Annotated in this window: 19 protein-coding genes; 9 read left to right on the top strand and 10 right to left on the bottom strand. The window is 72.4% G+C overall.

The window, feature by feature from the left end; genetic code table 11:
• Positions 1 to 79 precede the first annotated feature (79 nt).
• The 4 genes from ABZ899_RS22155 to ABZ899_RS22140 are packed head-to-tail and all read left to right on the top strand — an operon-like array spanning position 80 to position 5,251.
• Positions 80 to 838: a redox-sensing transcriptional repressor Rex gene (locus tag ABZ899_RS22155; protein ID WP_361348700.1), complete on the top strand. Its 759-nt coding sequence runs from the start codon at positions 80 to 82 to the stop codon at positions 836 to 838.
• On the top strand, positions 835 to 2,556 hold the full coding sequence (locus tag ABZ899_RS22150; protein ID WP_361348698.1) for a glutamyl-tRNA reductase: 1,722 nt from the start codon (positions 835 to 837) through the stop codon (positions 2,554 to 2,556). Before ABZ899_RS22155 ends, ABZ899_RS22150 begins: the two co-directional genes overlap by 4 nt.
• A complete protein-coding gene (hemC, locus tag ABZ899_RS22145; RefSeq protein ID WP_361348695.1) occupies positions 2,553 to 3,548 on the top strand; it encodes a hydroxymethylbilane synthase in 996 nt (331 codons plus the stop codon). Before ABZ899_RS22150 ends, hemC begins: the two co-directional genes overlap by 4 nt.
• Positions 3,545 to 5,251 carry a uroporphyrinogen-III synthase gene (locus ABZ899_RS22140; protein ID WP_361348692.1) on the top strand — a complete coding sequence of 569 codons (1,707 nt, stop codon included), beginning with the start codon at positions 3,545 to 3,547 and terminating at the stop codon, positions 5,249 to 5,251. Before hemC ends, ABZ899_RS22140 begins: the two co-directional genes overlap by 4 nt.
• A 55-nt stretch (positions 5,252 to 5,306) precedes the next feature.
• Here the strand turns inward: ABZ899_RS22140 and ABZ899_RS22135 are convergent, their stop codons facing one another.
• The 3 genes from ABZ899_RS22135 to ABZ899_RS22125 all read right to left on the bottom strand — a co-directional run bounded on the left by ABZ899_RS22135 (position 5,307) and on the right by ABZ899_RS22125 (position 6,964).
• The gene (locus tag ABZ899_RS22135) at positions 5,307 to 5,501 is read right to left on the bottom strand and encodes a DUF397 domain-containing protein (RefSeq protein ID WP_361348689.1); all 195 of its coding nucleotides are present in this window, start codon (positions 5,499 to 5,501) and stop codon (positions 5,307 to 5,309) included.
• Entirely contained in the window at positions 5,498 to 6,331 is an 834-nt protein-coding gene (locus tag ABZ899_RS22130) for a helix-turn-helix transcriptional regulator (protein WP_361348687.1), read from the bottom strand. The genes ABZ899_RS22135 and ABZ899_RS22130 overlap by 4 nt, the downstream gene beginning before the upstream one ends.
• A 102-nt stretch (positions 6,332 to 6,433) precedes the next feature.
• Positions 6,434 to 6,964: an SMI1/KNR4 family protein gene (locus tag ABZ899_RS22125; RefSeq protein ID WP_361348684.1), complete on the bottom strand. Its 531-nt coding sequence runs from the start codon at positions 6,962 to 6,964 to the stop codon at positions 6,434 to 6,436.
• Positions 6,965 to 7,057: 93 nt separating this feature from the next.
• Between ABZ899_RS22125 and hemB the strand changes: the two genes are divergently transcribed.
• Both hemB and ABZ899_RS22115 read left to right on the top strand, forming a co-directional pair.
• Positions 7,058 to 8,056, top strand: a complete 999-nt coding sequence (hemB, locus tag ABZ899_RS22120; RefSeq protein WP_361348681.1) for a porphobilinogen synthase — start codon at positions 7,058 to 7,060, stop codon at positions 8,054 to 8,056.
• A 426-nt stretch (positions 8,057 to 8,482) separates the two neighbouring features.
• The gene (locus ABZ899_RS22115; RefSeq protein ID WP_361348678.1) at positions 8,483 to 9,697 is read left to right on the top strand and encodes a PLP-dependent aminotransferase family protein; all 1,215 of its coding nucleotides are present in this window, start codon (positions 8,483 to 8,485) and stop codon (positions 9,695 to 9,697) included.
• Between the two features lie 202 nt (positions 9,698 to 9,899).
• On the opposite strand, the gene ABZ899_RS22110 is transcribed toward ABZ899_RS22115, so the two are convergent.
• From ABZ899_RS22110 to ABZ899_RS22100, 3 genes are read right to left on the bottom strand one after another with little or no spacing between them, the layout of a single operon-like run.
• The gene (locus tag ABZ899_RS22110) at positions 9,900 to 10,712 is read right to left on the bottom strand and encodes a DUF4253 domain-containing protein (protein ID WP_361348676.1); all 813 of its coding nucleotides are present in this window, start codon (positions 10,710 to 10,712) and stop codon (positions 9,900 to 9,902) included.
• Between the two features lie 31 nt (positions 10,713 to 10,743).
• Positions 10,744 to 11,616, bottom strand: a complete 873-nt coding sequence (locus ABZ899_RS22105) for a DUF2690 domain-containing protein (RefSeq protein ID WP_361348673.1) — start codon at positions 11,614 to 11,616, stop codon at positions 10,744 to 10,746.
• The gene (locus tag ABZ899_RS22100; RefSeq protein ID WP_361348670.1) at positions 11,613 to 12,314 is read right to left on the bottom strand and encodes a peptidoglycan-binding protein; all 702 of its coding nucleotides are present in this window, start codon (positions 12,312 to 12,314) and stop codon (positions 11,613 to 11,615) included. The genes ABZ899_RS22105 and ABZ899_RS22100 overlap by 4 nt, the downstream gene beginning before the upstream one ends.
• 392 nt (positions 12,315 to 12,706) lie before the next feature.
• Between ABZ899_RS22100 and ABZ899_RS22095 the strand changes: the two genes are divergently transcribed.
• Positions 12,707 to 13,147: a peptidoglycan-binding domain-containing protein gene (locus tag ABZ899_RS22095; RefSeq protein WP_361348667.1), complete on the top strand. Its 441-nt coding sequence runs from the start codon at positions 12,707 to 12,709 to the stop codon at positions 13,145 to 13,147.
• 81 nt (positions 13,148 to 13,228) lie between these two features.
• Here ABZ899_RS22095 and argS read toward each other — a convergent pair whose 3' ends face one another.
• Positions 13,229 to 14,986 carry an arginine--tRNA ligase gene (argS, locus tag ABZ899_RS22090; RefSeq protein ID WP_361348664.1) on the bottom strand — a complete coding sequence of 586 codons (1,758 nt, stop codon included), beginning with the start codon at positions 14,984 to 14,986 and terminating at the stop codon, positions 13,229 to 13,231.
• A gap of 146 nt (positions 14,987 to 15,132) precedes the next feature.
• Between argS and lysS the strand changes: the two genes are divergently transcribed.
• The gene (gene lysS, locus ABZ899_RS22085) at positions 15,133 to 16,872 is read left to right on the top strand and encodes a lysine--tRNA ligase (RefSeq protein ID WP_361348742.1); all 1,740 of its coding nucleotides are present in this window, start codon (positions 15,133 to 15,135) and stop codon (positions 16,870 to 16,872) included.
• 73 nt (positions 16,873 to 16,945) lie between these two features.
• On the opposite strand, the gene ABZ899_RS22080 is transcribed toward lysS, so the two are convergent.
• The 3 genes from ABZ899_RS22080 to ABZ899_RS22070 form a co-directional block, all read right to left on the bottom strand.
• Positions 16,946 to 18,265, bottom strand: a complete 1,320-nt coding sequence (locus ABZ899_RS22080) for a DUF2637 domain-containing protein (RefSeq protein WP_361348661.1) — start codon at positions 18,263 to 18,265, stop codon at positions 16,946 to 16,948.
• A 167-nt stretch (positions 18,266 to 18,432) separates the two neighbouring features.
• Positions 18,433 to 19,323, bottom strand: a complete 891-nt coding sequence (locus tag ABZ899_RS22075; RefSeq protein WP_361348659.1) for a DUF3558 family protein — start codon at positions 19,321 to 19,323, stop codon at positions 18,433 to 18,435.
• 137 nt (positions 19,324 to 19,460) lie between these two features.
• Positions 19,461 to 20,294, bottom strand: coding sequence for a DUF3558 domain-containing protein (locus ABZ899_RS22070; protein WP_361348656.1), 834 nt, complete (start codon positions 20,292 to 20,294; stop codon positions 19,461 to 19,463).
• A 216-nt stretch (positions 20,295 to 20,510) separates the two neighbouring features.
• Between ABZ899_RS22070 and ABZ899_RS22065 the strand changes: the two genes are divergently transcribed.
• Positions 20,511 to 21,704 carry an RtcB family protein gene (locus ABZ899_RS22065; protein WP_361348654.1) on the top strand — a complete coding sequence of 398 codons (1,194 nt, stop codon included), beginning with the start codon at positions 20,511 to 20,513 and terminating at the stop codon, positions 21,702 to 21,704.
• Positions 21,705 to 21,756 lie beyond the last annotated feature (52 nt).

Raw genomic sequence — 21,756 nt, 5'->3', positions numbered from 1 at the left:
AGACATAGCCTTCATTCGACGGGGCGGTCATGTAGGGACGTGTGACCGCCTACAGCCCCGCTCTACCCGCAGGAGCACCGTGGCAACTGGCCGAACTCACCGACCGGCGACCCGCAGCCGAGGGATTCCCGAGGCCACCGTCGCCCGGCTTCCGGTGTACCTCCGAGCCCTGACCGCACTGTCGGAGCGCTCGGTCCCCACGGTCTCCTCCGAGGAGCTCGCGGCCGCGGCGGGGGTCAACTCCGCGAAGCTGCGCAAGGACTTCTCCTACCTCGGCTCCTACGGGACCCGTGGCGTGGGGTACGACGTCGAGTATCTCGTGTACCAGATCTCCCGTGAGCTCGGGCTCACCCAGGACTGGCCGGTAGTGATCGTCGGCATCGGAAACCTGGGTGCCGCGCTCGCCAACTACGGCGGGTTCGCCTCCCGCGGCTTCCGGGTCGCCGCGCTCATCGACGCCGACCCCGCCATGGCGGGCAAGCCCGTCGCCGGCATCCCCGTGCAGCACTCCGACGACCTGGAGCGGATCATCCAGGACAACGGCGTGTCCATCGGCGTCATCGCCACCCCGGCCGGCGCCGCCCAGGCCGTGTGCGACCGCCTCGTGGCCGCGGGCGTCACCTCCATCCTGAACTTCGCGCCGACCGTGCTGTCCGTGCCGGACGGCGTCGACGTGCGCAAGGTCGACCTCTCCATCGAGCTGCAGATCCTCGCCTTCCACGAGCAGCGCAAGGCCGGTGAGGAGGCCGCCTCCGCCGGCGGTGTCCAGGCCGCCCCCCGCAACACCTCCCCCGACCAGGGACCCGACGGGGACGTGCCCGCCGTGATGCCGGCATGAGTCTGCTCGTCGTCGGGCTGAGCCACCGCAGCGCCCCCGTCAGCGTCCTGGAGCGCGCGGCACTGAGCGCGGACGCCCAGGTCAAGCTGGTCCAGGACACGGTCGCCGCCGAGCCGGCCACCGAGGCCGCGGTGCTCGCCACCTGCAACCGCATCGAGCTGTACGCCGACGTGGACAAGTTCCACGCCGGTGTCGCCGAGCTGTCCACGCTGCTCGCCCAGCACAGCGGGGTGGGCCTCGACGAGCTCACGCCGTACCTGTACGTCCACTACGAGGACCGCGCCGTCCACCACCTGTTCTCGGTGGCCTGCGGACTCGACTCCATGGTGGTCGGCGAGGGCCAAATCCTCGGCCAGATCAAGGACTCCCTGGCCAAGGCGCAGGACCTGCACAGCGCCGGACGACTGCTGAACGACCTGTTCCAGCAGGCTCTGCGGGTCGGCAAGCGCGCCCACTCCGAGACCGGCATCGACCGCGCCGGGCAGTCCCTGGTCACCTTCGGCCTGGAGCAGCTCGCCGAGGGCACGGACGTCACCGTCTGGGCGCGCGGCAAGAAGGCCCTGGTCATCGGCGCGGGCTCGATGTCCTCCCTGGCCGCGGCCACCCTCGCGCGGGCCGGGGTCGGCGAGATCGTCGTCGCCAACCGCACCCAGGAGCGCGCCGAGCGCCTCGCCGAGATCCTCACCGACGGCACGCACGTGCCGGCCCGCGCGGTACCGATGGACGCGGTGCCGGCCGAGCTGACACGTGCCGACGTCGTCGTGTCCTGCACCGGCGCCACCGGGCTGGTCCTCACCGCGGAGGAGGTCGCCGGCGCGGTCGAGGGACGGACCGGCCGGCCGGCCGCCTTCGACGGCGGCGGGCGTACGGCGCCCGCGCCCCGGACGGAGGCCGACGGCACCGATGTGCCGCGGACCCCGCTGCCGCCCTCCGGGGTCGGCACCGACGAGGAGTGCCCGCTGGACCTCGCCGCGGTGCAGGGAGGTTTCTCCGTGCACGGCGAGGCCGCCGTCGCCGGCATGGACGCCGCCACCCTGGAGCAGCACGCGGCCTGGGCGGCCGGCGGCGCCGTCGACCGCCGCGAGGCGTCCCGCCGCAGCCCCGAGACCGACGCCGAGCTGATCACCGCGCTCGCCGCGACCGCGGCCACCGTCGGCCGCATCCCCGAGCGCCGCAGGCCCGAACCGGTCGCCGAGACGCCCCGCCGGGCACCCGTGCTGGCGCTCCTCGACCTCGCCATGCCGCGCGACATCGACGCCGCCGCGCACCGGCTCACCGGAGTGCGGCTGGTGGACATCGAGTCGCTGGCGGAGGCCTCGGCCGACGCGCCCATGGCGGCCGACGTCGACCAGGTCCGCCGTATCGTCGCCGACGAGGTCACGGCCTTCGGGGCGGCGCAGCGGGCCGCGCACATCACGCCGACCGTCGTCGCCCTGCGCACGATGGCCGCCGACGTCGTGGCCGGCGAGATCGCCCGGCTGGAGGGCCGTCTGCCCGGCCTGGACGACAAGCACCGCAGCGAGATCACACAGACCGTGCGGCGCGTGGTCGACAAGCTGCTGCACGCCCCGACCGTACGGGTCAAGCAGCTCGCCGCGGAGCCCGGCGGCGCCGGGTACGCGGACGCCCTGCGGACCCTGTTCGACCTCGACCAGGAGACGGTGGCCTCCGTCTCCCGGGCCGGGGAAAGCACCGAGAAGAACCGAGGCCCACGATGACTCAGCAGCCACTACGGCTCGGCACCCGGCGCAGCAAGCTCGCCATGGCCCAGTCCGGGCAGGTCGCGGACACCGTGAGCCAGGTGACCGGACGCCCCGTCGAACTCGTCGAGATCACCACGTACGGTGACATCTCGCGCGAGGCCCTGTCGCAGATCGGCGGCACGGGTGTGTTCGTCACCGCGCTGCGCGACGCCCTGCTGCGCGGGGAGGTGGACTTCGCGGTGCACTCCCTGAAGGACCTGCCGACCGCCCAGCCCGAGGAACTGGTCCTGGCGGCGGTCCCGGAGCGCGAGGACCCGCGGGACGTGCTCGTCGCACGGCACGCCCTCAAGCTCACCGACCTGCCGCGCGGCGCCCGCATCGGCACGGGCTCGGCCCGCCGGGCCGCCCAGCTGAACGCGTACGCCCGCGGCCACGGCCTGGACGTCGAGACGGTCCCGATCCGCGGCAACGTCGACACCCGCATCCGGTACGTGCACGACGGCGAGCTGGACGCGGTCGTCCTGGCCGCGGCCGGCCTGAGCCGCATCGGCCGCCTCGACGAGGTCACCGACTTCCTGTCGGTCGACACGGTTTTGCCCGCCCCCGGCCAGGGGGCCCTGGCGATCGAGTGCACCGCGGACAACGCGGACCTCATCGCCGCGCTCGGCGAACTCGACGACCCCTTCACCCGGGTCGCCGTCACCGCCGAGCGGTCCCTGCTCGCCGCCCTGGAAGCCGGCTGCTCCGCCCCTGTGGGCGCGCTGGCCGACCTTCCCCCGCTCTCGGCTCCGCTGGAGCGGGGGGACCCCCAGGCCGAACGGCAGATTGTCAAGGAAATGCGCCTGCGCGGCGTCGTCGGTACTCCCGACGGCACGCGGATGGTGCAGCTGTCCACCACCGGTCCCGTGCCCGAGACGCACGACCAAGCGCTGGCGCTCGGTCGCGAACTCGCCACCGAGATGCTTGCCCAGGGCGCGGCCGGTCTGATGGGGGAGCGAGCACAGTGAGCCCCACCACTCTTCCCGCCGGCCTCGATCACGGGCACGTCACCTTCCTGGGTGCCGGACCCGGGGATCCGGGGCTGCTGACTCTGCGCGCCGTCGAGGCGCTGGCGCACGCGGACGTCCTGGTCGCCGAGCACGAGGTGCTCGACGTCGTACGTCAGCACGCCAGGCAGGGCGTCGCCGAGGTGCACACGGACACGGGCCCCGACGGGGACACCGTCCCGGGCACAGGCACGCCCCAGCTGGCCGTTGTTGACGGCGCGTCAACGACCGCTGCGCTACCCGCGGTGCGGGATGCCGCACATCTTGTCATGGAGGCCGCGCGGGGCGGCAGGCGGGTCGTGCGTGCGGTGTCCGGGGACCCCGGCCTCGACACGTACGCCGCCGGCGAGATGCTGGCCTGCGCCGCGGCCGGTGTGCCGTTCGAGGTCGTGCCCGGTGTCGCCGCGGCCGTCGGTGTGCCCGCGTACGCCGGTGTGCCGCTGCGGGACGCGCAGGGCACGGACGTGCGGTTCGTCGACGCGCGGACCGCGTCCGACCGGTGCTGGACCGAGGTGGGCGCGTCGGACGGGACCGTCGTCGTGTCGACGACCCTCGACAGCGTGGCCGCCGCGGCCGGCGAGCTGGTGTCGGCCGGGCGCAAGCCCGACACACCGCTGACGGTGACCGTCGCCGGCACCACCACCCGGCAGCGGACGTGGACCGCGACCCTCGGGACGATCGCCCAGACGCTGAAGCAGGCCAAGGTGCTGCCCTCGCCCGAGGGCGGCAGGCCGGTGATAGCCGTGGTCGGTGAGCGTTCCGCGGCCGCCCAGCGCGACCAGTTGTCGTGGTTCGAGTCCAAGCCGCTGTTCGGCTGGCGGGTGCTCGTGCCGCGGACGAAGGAGCAGGCGGCCTCGCTCTCCGACCAGCTGCGCTCCTACGGGGCCGTGCCGCACGAGGTGCCGACGATCGCCGTCGAACCGCCGCGCACGCCCCAGCAGATGGAACGGGCCGTCAAGGGCCTGGTCACCGGCCGCTACGAGTGGATCGCGTTCACCTCGGTCAACGCGGTCAAGGCGGTACGGGAGAAGTTCGAGGAGTACGGCCTCGACGCCCGGGCGTTCGCCGGGATCAAGGTCGCGGCGGTCGGCGAGCAGACCGCGAAGGCGCTGATCGCCTTCGGCGTGAAGCCGGACCTCGTGCCGAGCGGCGAGCAGTCGGCCGCCGGGCTGCTGGAGGACTGGCCGCCCTACGACCCGGTCTTCGACCCGATCGACCGCGTGTTCCTGCCCCGCGCCGACATCGCCACCGAGACCCTGGTCGCCGGGCTCATCGAGCTGGGCTGGGAGGTCGACGACGTCACGGCCTACCGGACCGTACGGGCATCGCCGCCGCCGGCGGAGACCCGCGAGGCGATCAAGGGCGGCGGCTTCGACGCCGTGCTCTTCACCTCGTCGTCCACGGTCCGCAACCTCGTCGGCATCGCGGGCAAGCCGCACAACGTGACGGTGATCGCGTGTATCGGCCCGGCCACGGCCAAGACCGCCGAGGAGCACGGCCTGCGGGTGGACGTGATGGCCCCCGAGCCGTCCGTGCACAAGCTGGCGGAGGCCCTGGCCGACTTCGGCGCGCGGCGCCGTGCGGCTGCCCTCGACGCGGGGGACCCGGTGACGCGGCCGAGCGAGCGGCGGCCGGGGGCGCGGAGACGCCGGTCGACGACCTGAGCAGGAAACGGCCCGCACCCGAGTACTCGGGTGCGGGCCCTTCGCATGCGTGCCGTCAGCGCCCGGAGGCGTACGGCAGGAAGGCCGTCCACGTGGTGGGGGCGAGGGCGAGGCGGGGGCCGTCCGGGTCCTTGGAGTCACGGACGAGTATGCGGTCGGGGGTGGGGGCGACTTCGACGCAGTCGGGGCCCTCGTCCGTGCTGTAGCTGCTCTTCGTCCAGGTGAGGTCGGTGTAGGGCTTGAGGGTCATGTCTCTCCAAGCACGTTCTCGATGAGGGCCATCGACTCTCGTGGGCTGAGAGCCTGCGCCCGGATGGTCCCATAACGGATGTCGAGGAGCTGCACTTCCTTCGGCTCGCTGATCACGCGACTGATGTGCTGCACCTCCACGTGTCCGACGGTGGTGCCGTCCTTGAGTCTGAGCAGCCGGAACGAACCGGCGAGACCCGAGTTCTCCTCATGGCTCAGCGGAAGCACCTGGAGGTCGACGTTGGGCAACTCGGCGATCTCCAGCAGCCGTTCGAGCTGACCACGCATGACCATCCTGCCCCCGATGGGCCGGCGGAGCGTCGACTCGCACTGGACGAAACTGAGGAGAGGGCGAGCCGTCGTGGCACTGACGATCTCCTGACGCGCCACCCGGGCCGACAGCCGTTGCTCCAGTTCGTCGGCCGAGAAGGGCGGTCGGCGCGCACCGAACACGGCTCGTGCGTACGCCGGGGTCTGCAACAGCCCGTGCACCACGGAGCTGTTGTAGGCCCCCAGCTCCACTGCCTCCGCCTCAAGCCGCTTCAAGTCCCGTACCTTCTTCGGGTACCGGACCTCCGCCACGTCCCTCTTCATCGCGGCGATCTTCCCGCCCGCCCCCAGGGCCCGGTCCGCCGCGTCCAGGTACTCCGGCCGGGGGATGCGCCGGCCCCGCTCCACCGCGGAGACCAGTTCCTCGCCGTACCCGATGGCCGCCGCGAGCTCCGCCTGGGTGAGCCCGGCCGCCTCCCGCCACAGCTTCAGCTGCCGTGCGACCGTGCGCATCACGGCCCCGGCCTCCTCGTCGTCCAGCCCCGTCTCCCAGCCGCTCATGCCGTCGTCCCTCCCGCCGCGCGCCTTCCCCGGACCAACTCGGTGCGGGCGCGCGGGGTCACCCCGGACGGCCCGGACAAGAGCCGGACAGATCCGGTGAGGTCAGCGGCAGAGGGCCTCGATGTCCTCGGCGAAGGCCGGGAACTCCGCGCGGGCCTCGGCCAGGAGGGCGAGGGCCGGGCGGCGGGGGGTGGTGGCGTGGCGTTCGGCGAGGGCGGTGAGGGTCGCGTCGGGGCGTGGGTCGCGGCCCTCGAACTGGACGGCCTCCAGGGGGCCGCAGCCGTCGGCCAGCATCCACAGGAAGTCCGAGAGATTGGCGGCGACCACGCCGACCTCGCCCTCCGAGCCCATGAAGACCACGGGCTGCTCGGCGAGGGGGCGGCCCGGACGCACGATCCAGAGGGCCGCGAGGCCGCCCGTTCCGTCCTGCCCGAACACTCGGTAGGCGGCGCCGTCGAGTTCGGGGTTCCCCGTCCACTGGCGCAGCCAGCCGGTGGTCTCCTCGGCCGACTCGAAGGTGTCGTAGGGCTCGAAGTCGATGCCCTCGCCGTCGGCGTAGTCGATCTCCGTGCGCGCCAGTTCCGCGAGAGGCGCGGGGAAGGCGCGGTCGTCTTCTGTCGTCGTCCGATCCACGCGTGCACGGTATGGGCCGGGACTGACAACGGGGCCCGCGGGGCCGACTCTGCGTCGGCAAAGGCACCCGTGGGGCGGGCGTAGCGTAGAGGGATGACGACGTACGGATCCTTCCCCGGTACTCGGCCGCGGCGTCTGCGGACCACCCCCGCCATGCGGCGCATGGTCGCCGAGACCAGGCTGCACCCCGCCGACCTCATCCTCCCGGCCTTCGTGCGCGAGGGCGTCAGCGAACCGGTGCCGATCGAGGCCATGCCGGGCGTCGTCCAGCACACACGGGACAGCCTGAAGAAGGCCGCCGCGGAGGCCGTCGCGGCCGGCATCTCCGGGATCATGCTGTTCGGCGTGCCGGAGGAGAGCAAGAAGGACGCCGTCGGCACGGCGGGCACCGATCCGGACGGCATCCTCCAGGTCGCCCTGCGGGACGTGCGGGCCGAGGTCGGCGACGACCTGCTCGTCATGTCCGACCTGTGCCTGGACGAGACCACCGACCATGGGCACTGCGGTGTCCTCGACGCCGAGGGCCGAGTCGACAACGACGCGACGCTGGAGCGGTACGCCGAGATGGCGCAGGTCCAGGCCGACGCCGGCGCCCACGTCGTCGGGCCCAGCGGCATGATGGACGGGCAGATCGGCGTCATCCGCGACGCGCTCGACCAGATCGGGCGCGAGGACGTCGCGATCCTCGCCTACACCGTCAAGTACGCCTCCGCGTTCTACGGCCCCTTCCGGGAGGCCGTCGGCTCGTCCCTCAAGGGCGACCGCAAGACCTACCAGCAGGACCCGGCGAACGCCCGGGAGTCGCTGCGCGAGCTGGCCCTCGACCTGGAGGAGGGCGCCGACATGGTGATGGTCAAGCCGGCCGGACCCTACCTCGACATCCTGGCGCAGGTCGCCGACGCGGTGGACGTGCCGGTGGCCGCGTACCAGATCTCCGGCGAGTACTCGATGATCGAGGCCGCCGCCGAGAAGGGCTGGATCGACCGCGACCGGGCCATCCTCGAGTCGCTGACCGGCATCCGGCGCGCGGGCGCGCGGAACATCCTCACCTACTGGGCGACGGAGGTCGCGCAGAAGCTCGGCCGTTCGTAGCGGCGCCCTTCGACGGCCCGCTCCCGCTGTCGGCCGCCGCTCCCGACGGGCCCTCGTCGCGCAGGCCCTTGCCGTCCTCGCACGCGGTGAGCGCGAGGGCGGCGACCACCACCAGCGTGGCGGCGGTCAGCCGGGCGCGGAAGCGTGACGGGTGAGCGGACATGAGGCGGCCCTTTCCATGAGTGCGGGTTGGGATCGTGCCCAGCCTGCTCGATCACCCGGGCCGGTCGCCACCCCGTGCGGGGGATCTGGGACGCCTGAGGTCACCGCACGCCGCTGACCTGCGCCGATGCGGTGGGCCGGGGGACGGGTGTGGGACGGCCGGGCGGCGCTGTCCGCATCGCGGAAAGGTCGTTGTAGAGGGCATATGGATCTCTAGGCTTCGGGGCAGGAAGCGCACCCCGCCGCAGCCGAAGGAGCCGTCCGATGACCGTCGCCGAGCCCGTGCCCGCAGCCCTCCGCACCCCGGCGGCCGTACCGCCGCTCGCGGCGCGGACCACCGCCGTCGGCGGATCGCCCGTCCGGGACATCCTCGCCGTCACCGCACGCCCCGAGGTCATCAACTTCGCGGGTGGCCTGCCCGCGCCCGAGTCGTTCGACCGTCAGGCCATCGCCGCCGCCTTCCAGGCCGTGCTGACGGAGACACCCGCGCGGGCGCTCCAGTACTCCACGACCGAGGGCGAGCCGGGTCTGCGGGCCGGGCTCGCCGCCCGGACGACGGCCCAGGGTCTGACCACGGACGCCGACGACGTCCTCGTGACGACCGGCTCCCAGCAGGGCCTGTCCCTCCTGGCGACCGCCCTGCTGGAACCCGGCGACACCGTGCTCGTCGAAGAACCCTGCTATCTGGCGGCACTTCAGGCGTTCGGGCTCGCCGGGGCGCGGATCGTGGCCGTGCCCGGCGACGCGGACGGCGTCGACCCCGACGCGCTGGAGGAACTCGTCGCCCGGGAGCGGCCCAAGCTCTTCTACACCGTGCCCACCTTCCAGAACCCGACCGGCCGGACCCTGCCCGCCGACCGCCGGGCCGCCGTCGCCCGGGCCGCCGCCCGGCGCGGGCTGTGGATCGTCGAGGACGACCCGTACGGCGAACTGCGGTACGAGGGCGAGTGCGTGCCCTGGATCGCCTCCTTCCCAGGCGCGGAGGACCGCACCGCGCTGCTCGGCTCCTTCTCCAAGGTGATGGCGCCGGGGCTGCGGCTGGGCTGGCTGCGCGCCCCGGCCGCGCTGCGCAGGGCGTGCGCGGTCGCCAAGCAGGCCGCCGACCTGCACACCCCGACCGTCAACCAGCTCGTCGCCGCCCGCTGCCTGCCCGGCCTCGACGCCCATGTGGCCGAGGTCCGCGAGATCTACCGCGTCCGCCGCGACGCCCTGCTGGCCGGGCTGCCGGGCGCGCTCCCGGAGGGCTCGGTCTGGCAGCGGCCCGAGGGCGGCATGTTCGTCTGGGTCCGGCTGCCCGCCTCGTACGACACCACCGCGCTGCTGCCCCGGGTGGTGCGGCACGACGTCGCCTACGTCCCCGGCGCGCCCTTCTACGCCGGTGAGCCGGAGCGGTCCACGCTGCGGCTGTGCTTCGTGACGCAGACACCGGAGGAGATCGCGGAGGGGCTGCGGCGGCTGGGGGAGGGGCTGCTCTCCTAGGGCCTTTCGTTTGGATCAGCCCGGCTGTGGCCGACGGGACATGGTGACGTGCCCGAGCGGGGTCTGGTGCGTGCAACTGCAAGGCGGAGGAGGGAGCCGACGCGGAGCGTCGGCGAGTGACGACAACGCCGCAGATGGGCGTGCCAGGCCCCGCGACGCCGGGATGATCCAAACGAAAGGCCCTAGGACGGGCGGGCGGGGGTCAGTCCCACCAGAAGTGCCAGGCCGGCTGACCGAGCACGCGGGTCTCGGCGTAGGCGCGCACGGCGGGGTCGCCGCTCTGCAGGATGTTGTCCGGGCAGAACGCGAAGTGCTCGGCGGCGACGGCCTCCGCCTCGGCCAGGGTGACCGGCGGCGCCGCGACGGAGACGAGCAGGTGGTCGAAGCCCAGCGCCACCACCCGTACGCCGAAGCGGTCCTCCCAGGAGCGGAGCACCGCGCACAGGCGCGCGGTGTCGCCCTCGTGGTTCACCGGGCCCGACCAGCCGATCGCCGCCGGGATGTCCGCGCTGCGGCGGGCCGGGACGAGGGCCAGCCGGGGCTCCTCCAGCAGGCCGCCGCCGTCCACCAGCTCGTCCACGAGGGTCATCGCCACCGCGTCCGGGTCCTGCGGCGAGTCGGGGCCGGGCTCGGCGGCGGTGGCCTCGGCCAGGCCGGGCCACTCCTGGCCGGTCTCCCCGGCGGCGTACTCCTCCCACAGGTCGGCCAGCACCTCGTCGGCGTCGTGGTCCCCCGGGTACGACATCGCGTCGGGCGCCAGCTCCCAGTGCTCCGGGCCGCCCTGTCCGCCGCCCGCGCCGACCACGACCGGCAGCAGTCCGGCGGACCGCCGGGCCGGGGCCAGCTCCGCCCAGTCGCCGGGCGCGGCCGGCGCGTCCGCGAGCCACAGCAGCGGTTCGTGCCAGGTGCCCTGCTGAGTGGCGTCGACGAGCCGCCCGGGCGGGAGTCGGAGACCGAGAGCTGCCCCGGTGGGGTCGCTCATGAGCTTCGGCAGCGGGTTGGGAAGAGTCGCCATGCCGGTGACTGTAGGGGGCGGCACTGACAACTCACCGCGCGATGCGGCTGTCGAAGCACTCCTCGCCGCCGCCGGCGGCCGGGTCGAAGCAGGCGCGGACGACGCTGCCCGGCGCGGCCGCGGTCATGGGCGTGTAGACGTACGAGTCCGCGTCGACGCCGTCCTCGATGCGCACGCCGCGCACCCGGCCGCCCGCCGCCCCGGCGCGCGGGGCCGCCGACATCTCCAGCCGGTCGCCGATCCGCGTCCCCCACATCCGGGCCCAACTCGTCCCGCACTCATGGCTGTAGCGCAGCTCCAGCCAGGCTCCGGTCGCCGTCCGGTACGCGGCGAGGGTCTGCGGCGCGGCCGCGCACTTCATGTGCATCGGGCTCTTGCCCTCGCAGACCGCGCCCCGGCAGCGCGGTCCCGTCGCGGACGGGGGCGGCGACAGCGCGGCCCCCGGCCCGCCGTCGCGGCCCGGCAGGAGGAGGACCACCGCGGCGAGGGCGCCGACGATCACGGCGGACACCGAGGCCAGCACCGCGGCGAGCGTCGCCCGGCGGTGCGCGGAGTATTCCGGCGCCGGGTGGCGTCCCCCGGTGGGCGCGGTCTCCGGCGGGGTCGCGGGGGGTGCCGGCCGGGTCACGGGTCCCGCACGCTCCGCCGCCCGGCCGCTGCCCTCCGACTCGGCGATCTCCCACAGCGCCAGGCAGCGCCCCTCCGGTTCCCCGGCGAGACGGCACAGCTCCCGCACCGCGTCGCGCGGCGGGAGCGTCCGGCCGTTGAGGTAGCGGTCCCAGGAGGATTTGCTGAACGTGGTCCTGGCGGCGAGTCCGGCCAGGCTCAGCCCGGTGCGGTCCTTCAGCTCCCGCAGTACGTCCGCGAGCCGGGCCCGTCCCGGCGACGGCGACGGCGCCGTCATCCCCGCAGCGCCTTCCAGGTGTGCGGCCCGACGATGCCGTCCACCACGAGACCGTCCCGCCGCTGCAGGTCCCGCACCGCGCGCCGCGTCACCGGCCCGAAGATCCCGTCGACTGCGCCCGGCGCGAGACCGGCCCGGCGCAGCAGGCACTGGGCCTCGGCGACGTCCGGCCCCGCGTCGCCCTGGGCCAGGATCGCGCCCCGGGTGCGGCTGAGGCCCGCGTACCAGCGGCCGTCGACCCGTTCGAGGCGGCAGGTGTAGAGCGGTGCCGTGGGCGAGACCGGCGTCGACGACGGAACGTCGGTCGCCACCAGGGTCGCAAGCGGTTCGGCCCGCTCACCGCCGCTCAGCCGGACGACGAGCAGCACGGCCGTGGAGAGCGCCAGCACCAGCGCCACGGCCCCCGCCACCAGGGCGACCCGCAGTGAACGGCCGGGCGGGCGCTGGCCGTCGGCGGCGTCCGGGGCCACCAGCGGTTCCGGGTCGGGCGGTTCGGCGCGTCCGGTGCGCCACGCCTGCGCCGCCACCTCGTGCAGCGCGAGCAGCCGCGTCGGATCCTCCCCCACGGCCCGGGCCAGCGCTTCGACGGCGTCCCCGGGCGGCAGCGACCGGCCCCCCAGATACCGCTCCCAGGACTTCTGGCTGTACCCGGTCCGCGCCGCGAGCTGCCGCAGACTCAGCCCGCTGTGGTCCTTCATACGGCGCGTACACACCACGAACTGCCGTACACGCGGATCCAGTTCCGCGGGCAGCGCTGCCCAACGCGACATGTTCCCCCCATTCGCGTTCACGGTGCGGGCCCGCGGTCCGTGGTCAGTGGCCCACGCGCCCCCCGTGGCATTCTGCATCAGCAACCACGGCCCGCACCGGAGGCAGGTTCCGGCAGCGGTGGGGATTCGGCCACCGCCCGGCCGCGGGCGTCCCGCCGTGACGTCGCGGAGAGCCGCGTCCTCGCAGGTCGACGGGCGGGACGTCCCGCGACGACGTCACTTCCGCGGTGGTCGTGGCACCGGCTCCGGGCAGGCACCAGGCTCGTTTCGCCAGCCAGGCGGCACCGGCCGCCACTTGACCGAGATCGAGAGGGACACGTATGCGACCGAATGTCTGGACCAGGACCCTCGTCAGCGTCACCGCCGTCGTCGGCCTCGCCGCCGGCAGCCTCGCGACCGCCGGGACGAGCTTCGCGGCGCCGGACACCCAGCCGGCGGTGAGCGCCGACGCCGGCGTCCTCGCGGTGAACAACCTCGGACTGAGCACGGCCGAGGCGAAGAAGGTCCAGGGCTGGCTCAAGGAGTACTGGGGCTACACCGGGGCGATCGACGGAGAGCTCGGCACCAACAGCTGGAAGGCGTTCCAGCGCTGCCTCAAGGAGTACTGGGGCTACACGGGCGCGATCGACGGCATCGTCGGGTCGGGCACCATCAAGGCGCTCCAGCGGCTGCTCCAGCACTGGGGCTACACCGGCGCGATCGACGGGATCGCCGGGTCCGGCACCAGGGCGGCCTTCAAGACCTTCGCCAACAGCCGCTAGCCGTCCGGCCCCTCATGGACACGGCCCGTCCTCTCCCACGACGGAGAGGACGGGCCGTGCGCCTGCGTGCGTGCGCCGGGCTCAGAGGCGCTCGGGCGTCCGGATGCCCAGCAGGGACATGCCCTTGGTCAGGGTGCGGGCCGTCAGGTCGCACAGGAACAGGCGGTTCTCCACCTGCGCGGACGTCTCGGCCTTCAGCACCGGGCACTTGTCGTAGAACGTCGTGTACAGCGACGCCAGCTGGTACAGGTACGCGGCCACCTTGTGCGGGGCGTACTCCGCCGCCGCCTCGAAGACCGTGTCCCCGAAGGCGTCCAGGTGCAGGCCCAGCGCCCGCTCCGCCGCGTGCAGCTCCAGCTCGGGGTGCGCGGCCGGCCGGACGTCACCGGCCTTGCGCAGGATCGACTGGATCCGGGCGTACGCGTACTGGAGGTAGACGGACGTGTCGCCGTTCAGCGACACCATCTGGTCCAGGTCGAACTTGTAGTCCCGGCTGGGGGACGTGGACAGGTCGGCGTACTTCACCGCGCCGATGCCGACCTGCGCGGCCCGCTCCTGGATCTCGTCCTCGGTGAGGTCCTGCGCCTTCTCCCGGACGACCTCGGCGGCCCGCTGCACCGCCTCGTCCAGCAGGTCCTCCAGCCGTACGGTCTCGCCCTCACGCGTCTTGAACGGCTTGCCGTCCGCGCCGAGCACGGTGCCGTAGCCCATGTTGTGCGCGGTGACGTCGTCGCCCAGCCAGCCGGCCCGGCGGGCCGTCTCGAAGACCATCTTGAAGTGCAGCGACTGACGGACGTCCACCACGTACAGCAGCGTGGTCGCGTGCAGGTCCTGGACCCGGTTGCGGATGGCCGTCAGGTCGGAGGCCGCGTAGCCGAAGCCGCCGTCGGCCTTCTGCACGATCAGCGGGACCGGCTGGTCGTCCTTGCCCCGGATGTCGTCGAAGAACACGACGAGCGCGCCCTCCGAGCGCACCGCGACACCCATCTCCTCCAGGAGGCGGGCCGTCTCCGGCATGCCGTCGTTGTACGCGGACTCGCCGACGATCTCGTCGTCGCGGATCTCCATGTCGAGCTTCTCGAAGACCGAGTAGAAGTAGACCTTCGACTCGTCCACGAACTGCTGCCACAGCTCGAGGGTCTCCTTGTCGCCCGACTGCAGGGCGACGACCCGCTTGCGGGCCCGCTCCTTGAACTCCTCGTCCGTGTCGAACAGCGCCCGCGACGCCTTGTAGACCCGGTTCAGGTTCGACATGGCCTGCTCGCCGTCGACCTCGGAGGCCGGCGCCAGCTCGCCCGGGTGCTCCAGCAGGTACTGGATGAGCATGCCGAACTGGGTGCCCCAGTCGCCGATGTGGTGCCGGCCGATCGTCTTCTCGCCGGTGAAGTCGAGCATGCCCCGCAGGGCGTCGCCGATCACCGCGGAGCGCAGGTGGCCGACGTGCATCTCCTTGGCCACGTTCGGCTGGGCGTAGTCGATCACCGTGATCCCGGGCTCGGCCTTGGGCGCCACGCCGAGCCGGTCGCCGTCGGCGTACCGCGCGGCCAGGTTCTCGACGATGGCCCGGTCCGCGAGCGTGATGTTGAGGAAGCCGGGGCCGGAGACCTCGACGTCCTGGATCACGTCACCGGTGGTGATGCCCGCCACGACCTGGGTGGCCAGCTCCCTCGGGTTGGACCTGGCCTTCTTGGCGAGGGCGAGGATGCCGTTCGCCTGGTAGTCCGCCCGGTCGCTGCGTCGGAGCAGCGGGTCGACGTCGGTCGCCTCCGGCAGGGTGGCCGAGAGGGCGGACGTGAGCTGCTGCTCGACAGAAGCGCTGAGGGGCGTGACCGAGGCCATGGGATGGGGTGCCGTTCTCCTCGTGGGACGGATAGACCCGGCCAGTATCCCATGGGTGGTAAAGCCGTTTTCTCGAGCGCGAGACCGTCTGGGAGAATGACATGTCGGCCGTGGACCGCGCGGCTGCCCTGTGGAGAAAGAAGGACGTGCCGATCGTGGCTCAGAGCACCGAGACCACCGACTGGGTCTCCCGTTTCGCGGATGAGGTCATCGAGGAGTCGGAGCGTCGGGCCCCGGGCAAACCGGTCGTCGTCGCGTCCGGTCTCTCCCCCTCCGGCCCCATCCACCTGGGCAACCTGCGCGAGGTCATGACCCCGCACCTGGTCGCCGACGAGATCCGGCGCCGCGGCCGCGAGGTCCGGCACCTGATCTCCTGGGACGACTACGACCGCTACCGCAAGGTCCCGGACGGCGTCCCCGGTGTGGACGGGTCGTGGTCCGAGCACATCGGCAAGCCGCTGACCTCCGTCCCGGCCCCGAAGGGCTCGCCGTACCCGAACTGGGCGGAGCACTTCAAGGCCGCGATGACCGAGGCGCTGGCCGAGCTGGGCGTGGAGTTCGACGGGATCAGCCAGACGAAGCAGTACACCTCGGGCGTCTACCGCGAGCAGATCCTGCACGCCATGAAGCACCGCGGTGACATCGACGCGATCCTCGCCCAGTACCGCACCAAGAAGGCGCCGGCGAAGAAGCAGCAGAAGCCGGTCGACGAGGCCGAGCTGGAGGCCGCAGAGGGCTCCGGCGCCGCGGCCGAGGACGACGGCAGCTCCGGCTCCGCCGGGTACTTCCCGTACAAGCCGTACTGCGGCAACTGCGAGAAGGACCTCACCACCGTCACCTCCTACGACGACGACACCACCGAGCTGTCGTACACGTGCGACGCGTGCGGCTTCGCGGAGACCGTGCGGCTCGAGGAGTTCAACCGCGGCAAGCTGGTCTGGAAGGTCGACTGGCCCATGCGCTGGGCCTACGAGGGCGTGATCTTCGAGCCGAGCGGCGTCGACCACTCCTCGCCGGGTTCGTCGTTCCAGGTCGGCGGGCAGATCGTCGGCATCTTCGGCGGCGAGCAGCCGATCGGCCCGATGTACGCCTTCGTCGGCATCAGCGGCATGGCGAAGATGTCGTCGTCCAAGGGCGGGGTGCCCACCCCGGCCGACGCGCTGAAGATCATGGAACCGCAGCTGCTGCGCTGGCTGTACGCCCGCCGCCGCCCCAACCAGTCGTTCAAGATCGCCTTCGACCAGGAGATCCAGCGGCTCTACGACGAGTGGGACAAGCTCGACGCCAAGGTCGCCGACGGCACCGCGCTGCCCGCCGACGTCGCGGCGCACTCCCGGGCCATGGGCACGGCCGCCGGTGAGCTGCCCCGCACACCGCGCCCGCTGCCGTACCGCACGCTCGCGTCGGTCGCGGACATCACCGCCGGGCACCAGGACCAGGCGCTGCGCATCCTCTCCGAGCTCGACCCGCAGAACCCGCTGGCCGACCTGGACGAGGCCCGACCGCGCTACGACAAGGCCGAGGCCTGGATCAACTCGCACGTACCCGCCGACCAGCGGACCATCGTGCGCGACGAGCCCGACGCCGAACTGCTGAAGTCCCTCGACGAGGCGTCCCGGCAGTCGCTGCGGCTCCTGCTCGACGGGCTCGCCGAGCACTGGTCGCTCGACGGGCTGAGCCACCTCGTGTACGGCGTGCCCAAGGTGCAGGCCGGCTTCTCCGCGGACGCCACGCCCAAGGAACTGCCGCCCGAGATCAAGACGGCCCAGCGGTCGTTCTTCGCCCTGCTCTACCACCTGCTGGTGGGCCGGGACACCGGGCCGCGGCTGCCCACGCTCCTGCTGGCGGTGGGCCAGGAGCGGGTGCGGCACCTGCTCGGCGCCTGACCGGACACGGAAGAGGGGCCCTCGATCCCGAGGGCCCCTCTTCCGTGTCCGTGTGCCGGTTCCGGTCGGCGGCTCAGGCGATGTGCTCGTCCGTCAGCTCCGCGTTGAGCCGGTTGGAGAACCGGTTCATCATGCGCTTGACGTCCGCCTCGTCCAGCCTGATGCCGTACGTGGCCTCGACGTCGGCGATGAACCCGCGCGGGGTCGGCGCCCCGTTCCCGCCCTTGATCGACTCCCGGAAGACCTGGTAGTAGTCCTCCTCCGACGGCTCGGGAGCCGGCGTGCCGCCCCCCTCGCCGAGCTGCCGGGTACGGCCCGCGGTCACCGGGATCGGGAACGTGCCGGTGTCCTCCGGGGAGGGCTCCTGAAGCGGGGGCTCCTCCTCGTACTGATCGCGGTACTGGTCGGCCCGCTGCTGCTCCGCGTACCAGTCCTCCAGGTGCCCCTGGGGGTCGTACTGGGCGTCGTAGCCGCCGTGGTACTCGACCTGCCGGGGCGTGTTGAACCAGTCCTGCACGTACTCCGGCTCCGGCTCCGGGGGCCCCGCAGGGTGCGGGAACCGCTGGTCCACCGGGCCCGCCTGCCGGGGGAGGGAGGCGGCCACCGCGGCACGGGAGCCCTCCGCGCCGCCCAGGGCCGCCGGACCGGCCGCCGCGGGCACCGCGTCCAGCGCCTGCTGGGGCGCCGGGGGCAGCAGCGCCGGCTCGATGCCCGCCGCCGCCAGGCCCGCCGGGGCGGTCTCGGCCAGCGGGACGCCGTACCGCGCCAGCCGCAGCGGCATCAGGGACTCCACCGGAGCCTTGCGGCGCCAGGCCCGGCCGAAGCGCGAGCGCAGCCGCGCCTGGTAGACCAGCCGCTCCTGCTCCAGCTTGATCACCTGCTCGTAGGAGCGCAGCTCCCACAGCTTCATACGGCGCCACAGCAGGAACGTCGGCACCGGCGAGAGCAGCCACCGGGTCAGGCGGACGCCCTCCATGTGCTTGTCGGCGGTGATGTCGGCTATACGGCCGATCGCGTGCCGCGCCGCCTCGACCGACACCACGAACAGGATCGGGATGACGGCGTGCATGCCCACGCCCAGCGGATCCGGCCAGGCCGCCGCGCCGTTGAAGGCGATCGTGGCGGCCGTCAGCAGCCAGGCCGTCTGGCGCAGCAGCGGGAAGGGGATGCGGATCCACGTCAGCAGCAGATCCAGGGCCAGCAGGACGCAGATGCCCGCGTCGATGCCGATCGGGAACACATAACTGAAGTTCCCGAAGCCCTTCTGGATGGCCAGCTCGCGGACGGCCGCGTACGAACCGGCGAAGCCGATACCGGCGATGATCACGGCGCCGAAGACGACCACGCCGATGAGAACGCGGTGCATCCGAGTCAGCTGCGGTGGCCCGGCCACTCGTACTCCCCTCCCCATGCGTGTTGTTGCGCGCAACAGAGTGGCACATCCGAACGGTGCCCGTGCCCCCGGACCGGCACGAGCCCGGTCCCCGAGGGGAACCGGGCCCGGTCAACATCCCCCGCTGAGCTGCGTGTTGTGACACAGCGGTGGGCGGGGTGTGACAGTCAGCTCTTCTTCGACGCTGACGGGGAAGGGGAGCGCGACGCGTCCTTGGACGGGCCGGGCGAGGGAGACTTCGACGCCGGCTTCGAAGGGGCGCTGCTCGGCGTGCCCGCGTCACCGCCGGCGCCGTTGGCCTTCGCGACCGCGGCCACGGCCTCCTTGAGCGCCTTCTGCGCCAGCTTGTTCAGGGTGTCGGCGTTCGGCGCCTTCTCACCGGCCAGACCGGCGCCGTTGTAGTCGACGGTGACCACGACGTTCTCGGTGCGGGCGACGACCGTCTCCTGCTTGAAGGACCCTTCCTTCTTCTTCAGGTCGTAGCGGACCGCCGTCGCCTCGTCGCCCACTCCGCGCAGCGGCTCCGACTTGGTGTTCTTCGCGCCGGTCACCGACCGGGCGTCCTGCGCCTGGGCCCGGTAGTACTCCTGCGCCAGCTTGTCGCCCGCGCCCCGCGAGGCGTCCGACTCGAAGCGCAGCAGGGAGACGTTGAGCCAGCGGAACTGCGAGCCCTTCACCCCGTTGTTGTCGAGGCTGCTCCAGGAGCAGGAGCCGCGCGTCGACGTGTCGTCGGAGGAGCCCTTCTTGCCGGACTTGGCCTTGGGCACCAGGTCGTCCAGCGTCTTCCCCGACAGCACCTTGCACGCCTCGGGGAGCGCCTTGTACGCGGCGGCCTGCACGGTCGGCGACGCGCTCGCGGACGCCGGCGCCGAGGACTTCGCCCCGCCGTCGCCGCCCTCGGCCGCCTTGTCGCCGGAACCGGAGTCCGAGGAGCAGCCGGCGGCGACCAGCATCACCGGGACGGCCGCGGCGCAGACAAGGGCCCGGCGCAGACCCTTCGCCCACTGCTCACGCTGGTCACGCCGGTCAAGCTGATCTCGCATCGCTGCTCGCTGCATGGTTCCTTCACTCATGACTGCCACTCGTGGTTCCTGCGGTCGGATCGGGTCCGAGGGGCCACGGTACGCGGTGAAGAAGGTGTGTGGTCTCGTTTCGGTTACGTCGCGGGAGGGGGTGAAGGGGTGGGCGGACGGCGCTAGTCGCCCAGCGCGTCGGCCAGTTGCGCGGCCAGTTTCTGGGCCCTGTCCTGCATTTCCTCGCTGTCGGGCACGGCGCCGACGGTCATCGGCTGCTCCTCGTACTCGACCGTGACGATCACGTTGGACGTGCGGAACGCCACAGTCACCTTGCGCTGCTGGGCCGTCGAACCGGACGTGTTGAGCGCGTCGTCGAGGAACGCCTCGTCCCCGAGATCCTCCAGGACGCGCGGCTGGAGTTCGGACGAGGTGCCCCCGGACGCGGAGGTGGAAGGAGAGGAGGACGCCGAAGACGGCGACGAGGGGACGTGCGAGGAAGAGCCGGACGGCGACGGCGAGGAGGAGCCGGTCACCTCGGCGCTCGGCGTGACGGTGCTCACCGGCTCGGGCAGGTCCGCGGCGTCCCGCTGCTTCGCGAACAGCCGCTCCGCCTCGCTCTCGTCGCTGGTCGCGGCGTCATAGGCCACCACGCGCTCGAAGTTGACGAAGAGGTGGTCGGTGGCCAGCGCCGACTCCACCTTCCAGCGGCAGCCGACCTTGCGGTCCGTGTCGAAGGTGAGGGTCGGGGTGCCCTCGTACGCCTTCTCCCGGCGCTTCTCGTCCGTCATCTCCCGTACGCCGGGCAGCAACTCGGCGAGGGTGTCCTCGGCGACCGTGCCGCAGGGCTCGGGCAGATTGCGGTACCGGCCGGGCTCGGCCGTCACGTTCGCCGTACCGGAGTCGCCGGGGTTGGAGTCGTCGGTGGGGCCGCCCTCGCCGGAGCCACCGGTGCAGCCGGCCAGCAGCACCGCGAGGAGCGCGGCGACGCCGGATACGTACGCCTTCCGCTGCACGGTGAGGCTCCTCTCGACGGTGCGGTGTGGCCGGTGTGTTCGCCGGTCCCTCAGTGTCCCCGCTGGTTAATCGCTTGCCGCGCGGGGGCGCCCTCGGCAGACAATGTGTATCGCACGCACTGCTGTGAACGCCGGTCCGCTGTCCTTTTTCGCCGACCTTGGCGCCAGTTTTGCTCTTTCAGACTTGTATGTATTTTCCAGGGGGTTGAGGGCGAGATGTCGTATGTAGAGATGCCGGGTGCGAAGGTCCCCATCCGTATGTGGACCGACCCGGCGTCGGTCGAGGAGTCCGCCCTCCAGCAGTTGCGGAACGTCGCGACGCTGCCGTGGATCAAGGGCCTCGCCGTGATGCCGGACGTGCACTACGGCAAGGGCGCCACGGTCGGGTCCGTCATCGCGATGCGCGGGGCCGTGTGTCCCGCGGCGGTCGGCGTGGACATCGGCTGCGGGATGTCGGCGGTCAAGACGTCCCTGACGGTGAACGACCTGCCGGGGGACCTGTCGCGGCTGCGGTCGAAGATCGAGCAGGCGATCCCGGTGGGCCGGGGCATGCACGACAGCCCCGTCGACCCGGCGCGGCTGCACGGCTTCGGCACGTCCGGGTGGGACTCCTTCTGGCAGCGGTTCGGCACGGTCACCGAGGCGGTGAAGTTCCGCGAGGAGCGGGCCACCAAGCAGATGGGCACGCTCGGGTCGGGGAACCACTTCGTCGAAGTCTGCACCGACACGACCGGTTCCGTGTGGCTGATGCTGCACTCCGGTTCGCGGAACATCGGCAAGGAGCTCGCCGAGTTCCACATCGGCGTCGCCCAGAGGCTCCCGCACAACCAGGGCCTGGTCGACCGCGACCTCGCCGTCTTCGTCGCGGACACCCCGCAGATGGCGGCGTACCGCAACGACCTGTTCTGGGCGCAGGAGTACGCCAAGTACAACCGCACGATCATGATGGCCCTGCTGAAGGACGTCGTCCGCAAGGAGTTCAAGAAGGCCAAGCCGGCCTTCGAGCCCGAGATCAGCGCCCACCACAACTACGTGGCCGAGGAGCGCTACGACGGCATGGACCTGCTCGTGACCCGAAAGGGAGCGATCCGGGCCGGCTCCGGCGAGTACGGCATCATCCCCGGCTCCATGGGGACGGGCTCGTACATCGTGAAGGGCCTGGGGAACGCGCTGTCCTTCAACTCGGCCTCGCACGGGGCCGGTCGGCGCATGAGCCGTACCGCAGCGAAGAAGCGGTTCTCGACGAAGGACCTGGAGGAGCAGACGCGGGGCGTGGAGTGCCGCAAGGACTCCGGTGTCGTGGACGAGATCCCGGGCGCCTACAAGCCCATCGAGCAGGTCATCGACCAGCAGCGGGACCTGGTGGAGGTCGTGGCGAAGCTGAAGCAGGTCGTCTGCGTCAAGGGGTGACCGGCCGGCCGCGCCCCGGTCCCGCTCGGGCGCGCGGGTCACCGCGTAGACG

Origin of the sequence: Streptomyces sp. NPDC046859 (genome assembly GCF_040645135.1) — a bacterium.
Lineage (GTDB): Bacteria > Actinomycetota > Actinomycetes > Streptomycetales > Streptomycetaceae > Streptomyces.
Note: the sequence above shows the minus strand (reverse complement) of the source record. Positions and strands in the feature narration are given on the sequence as shown.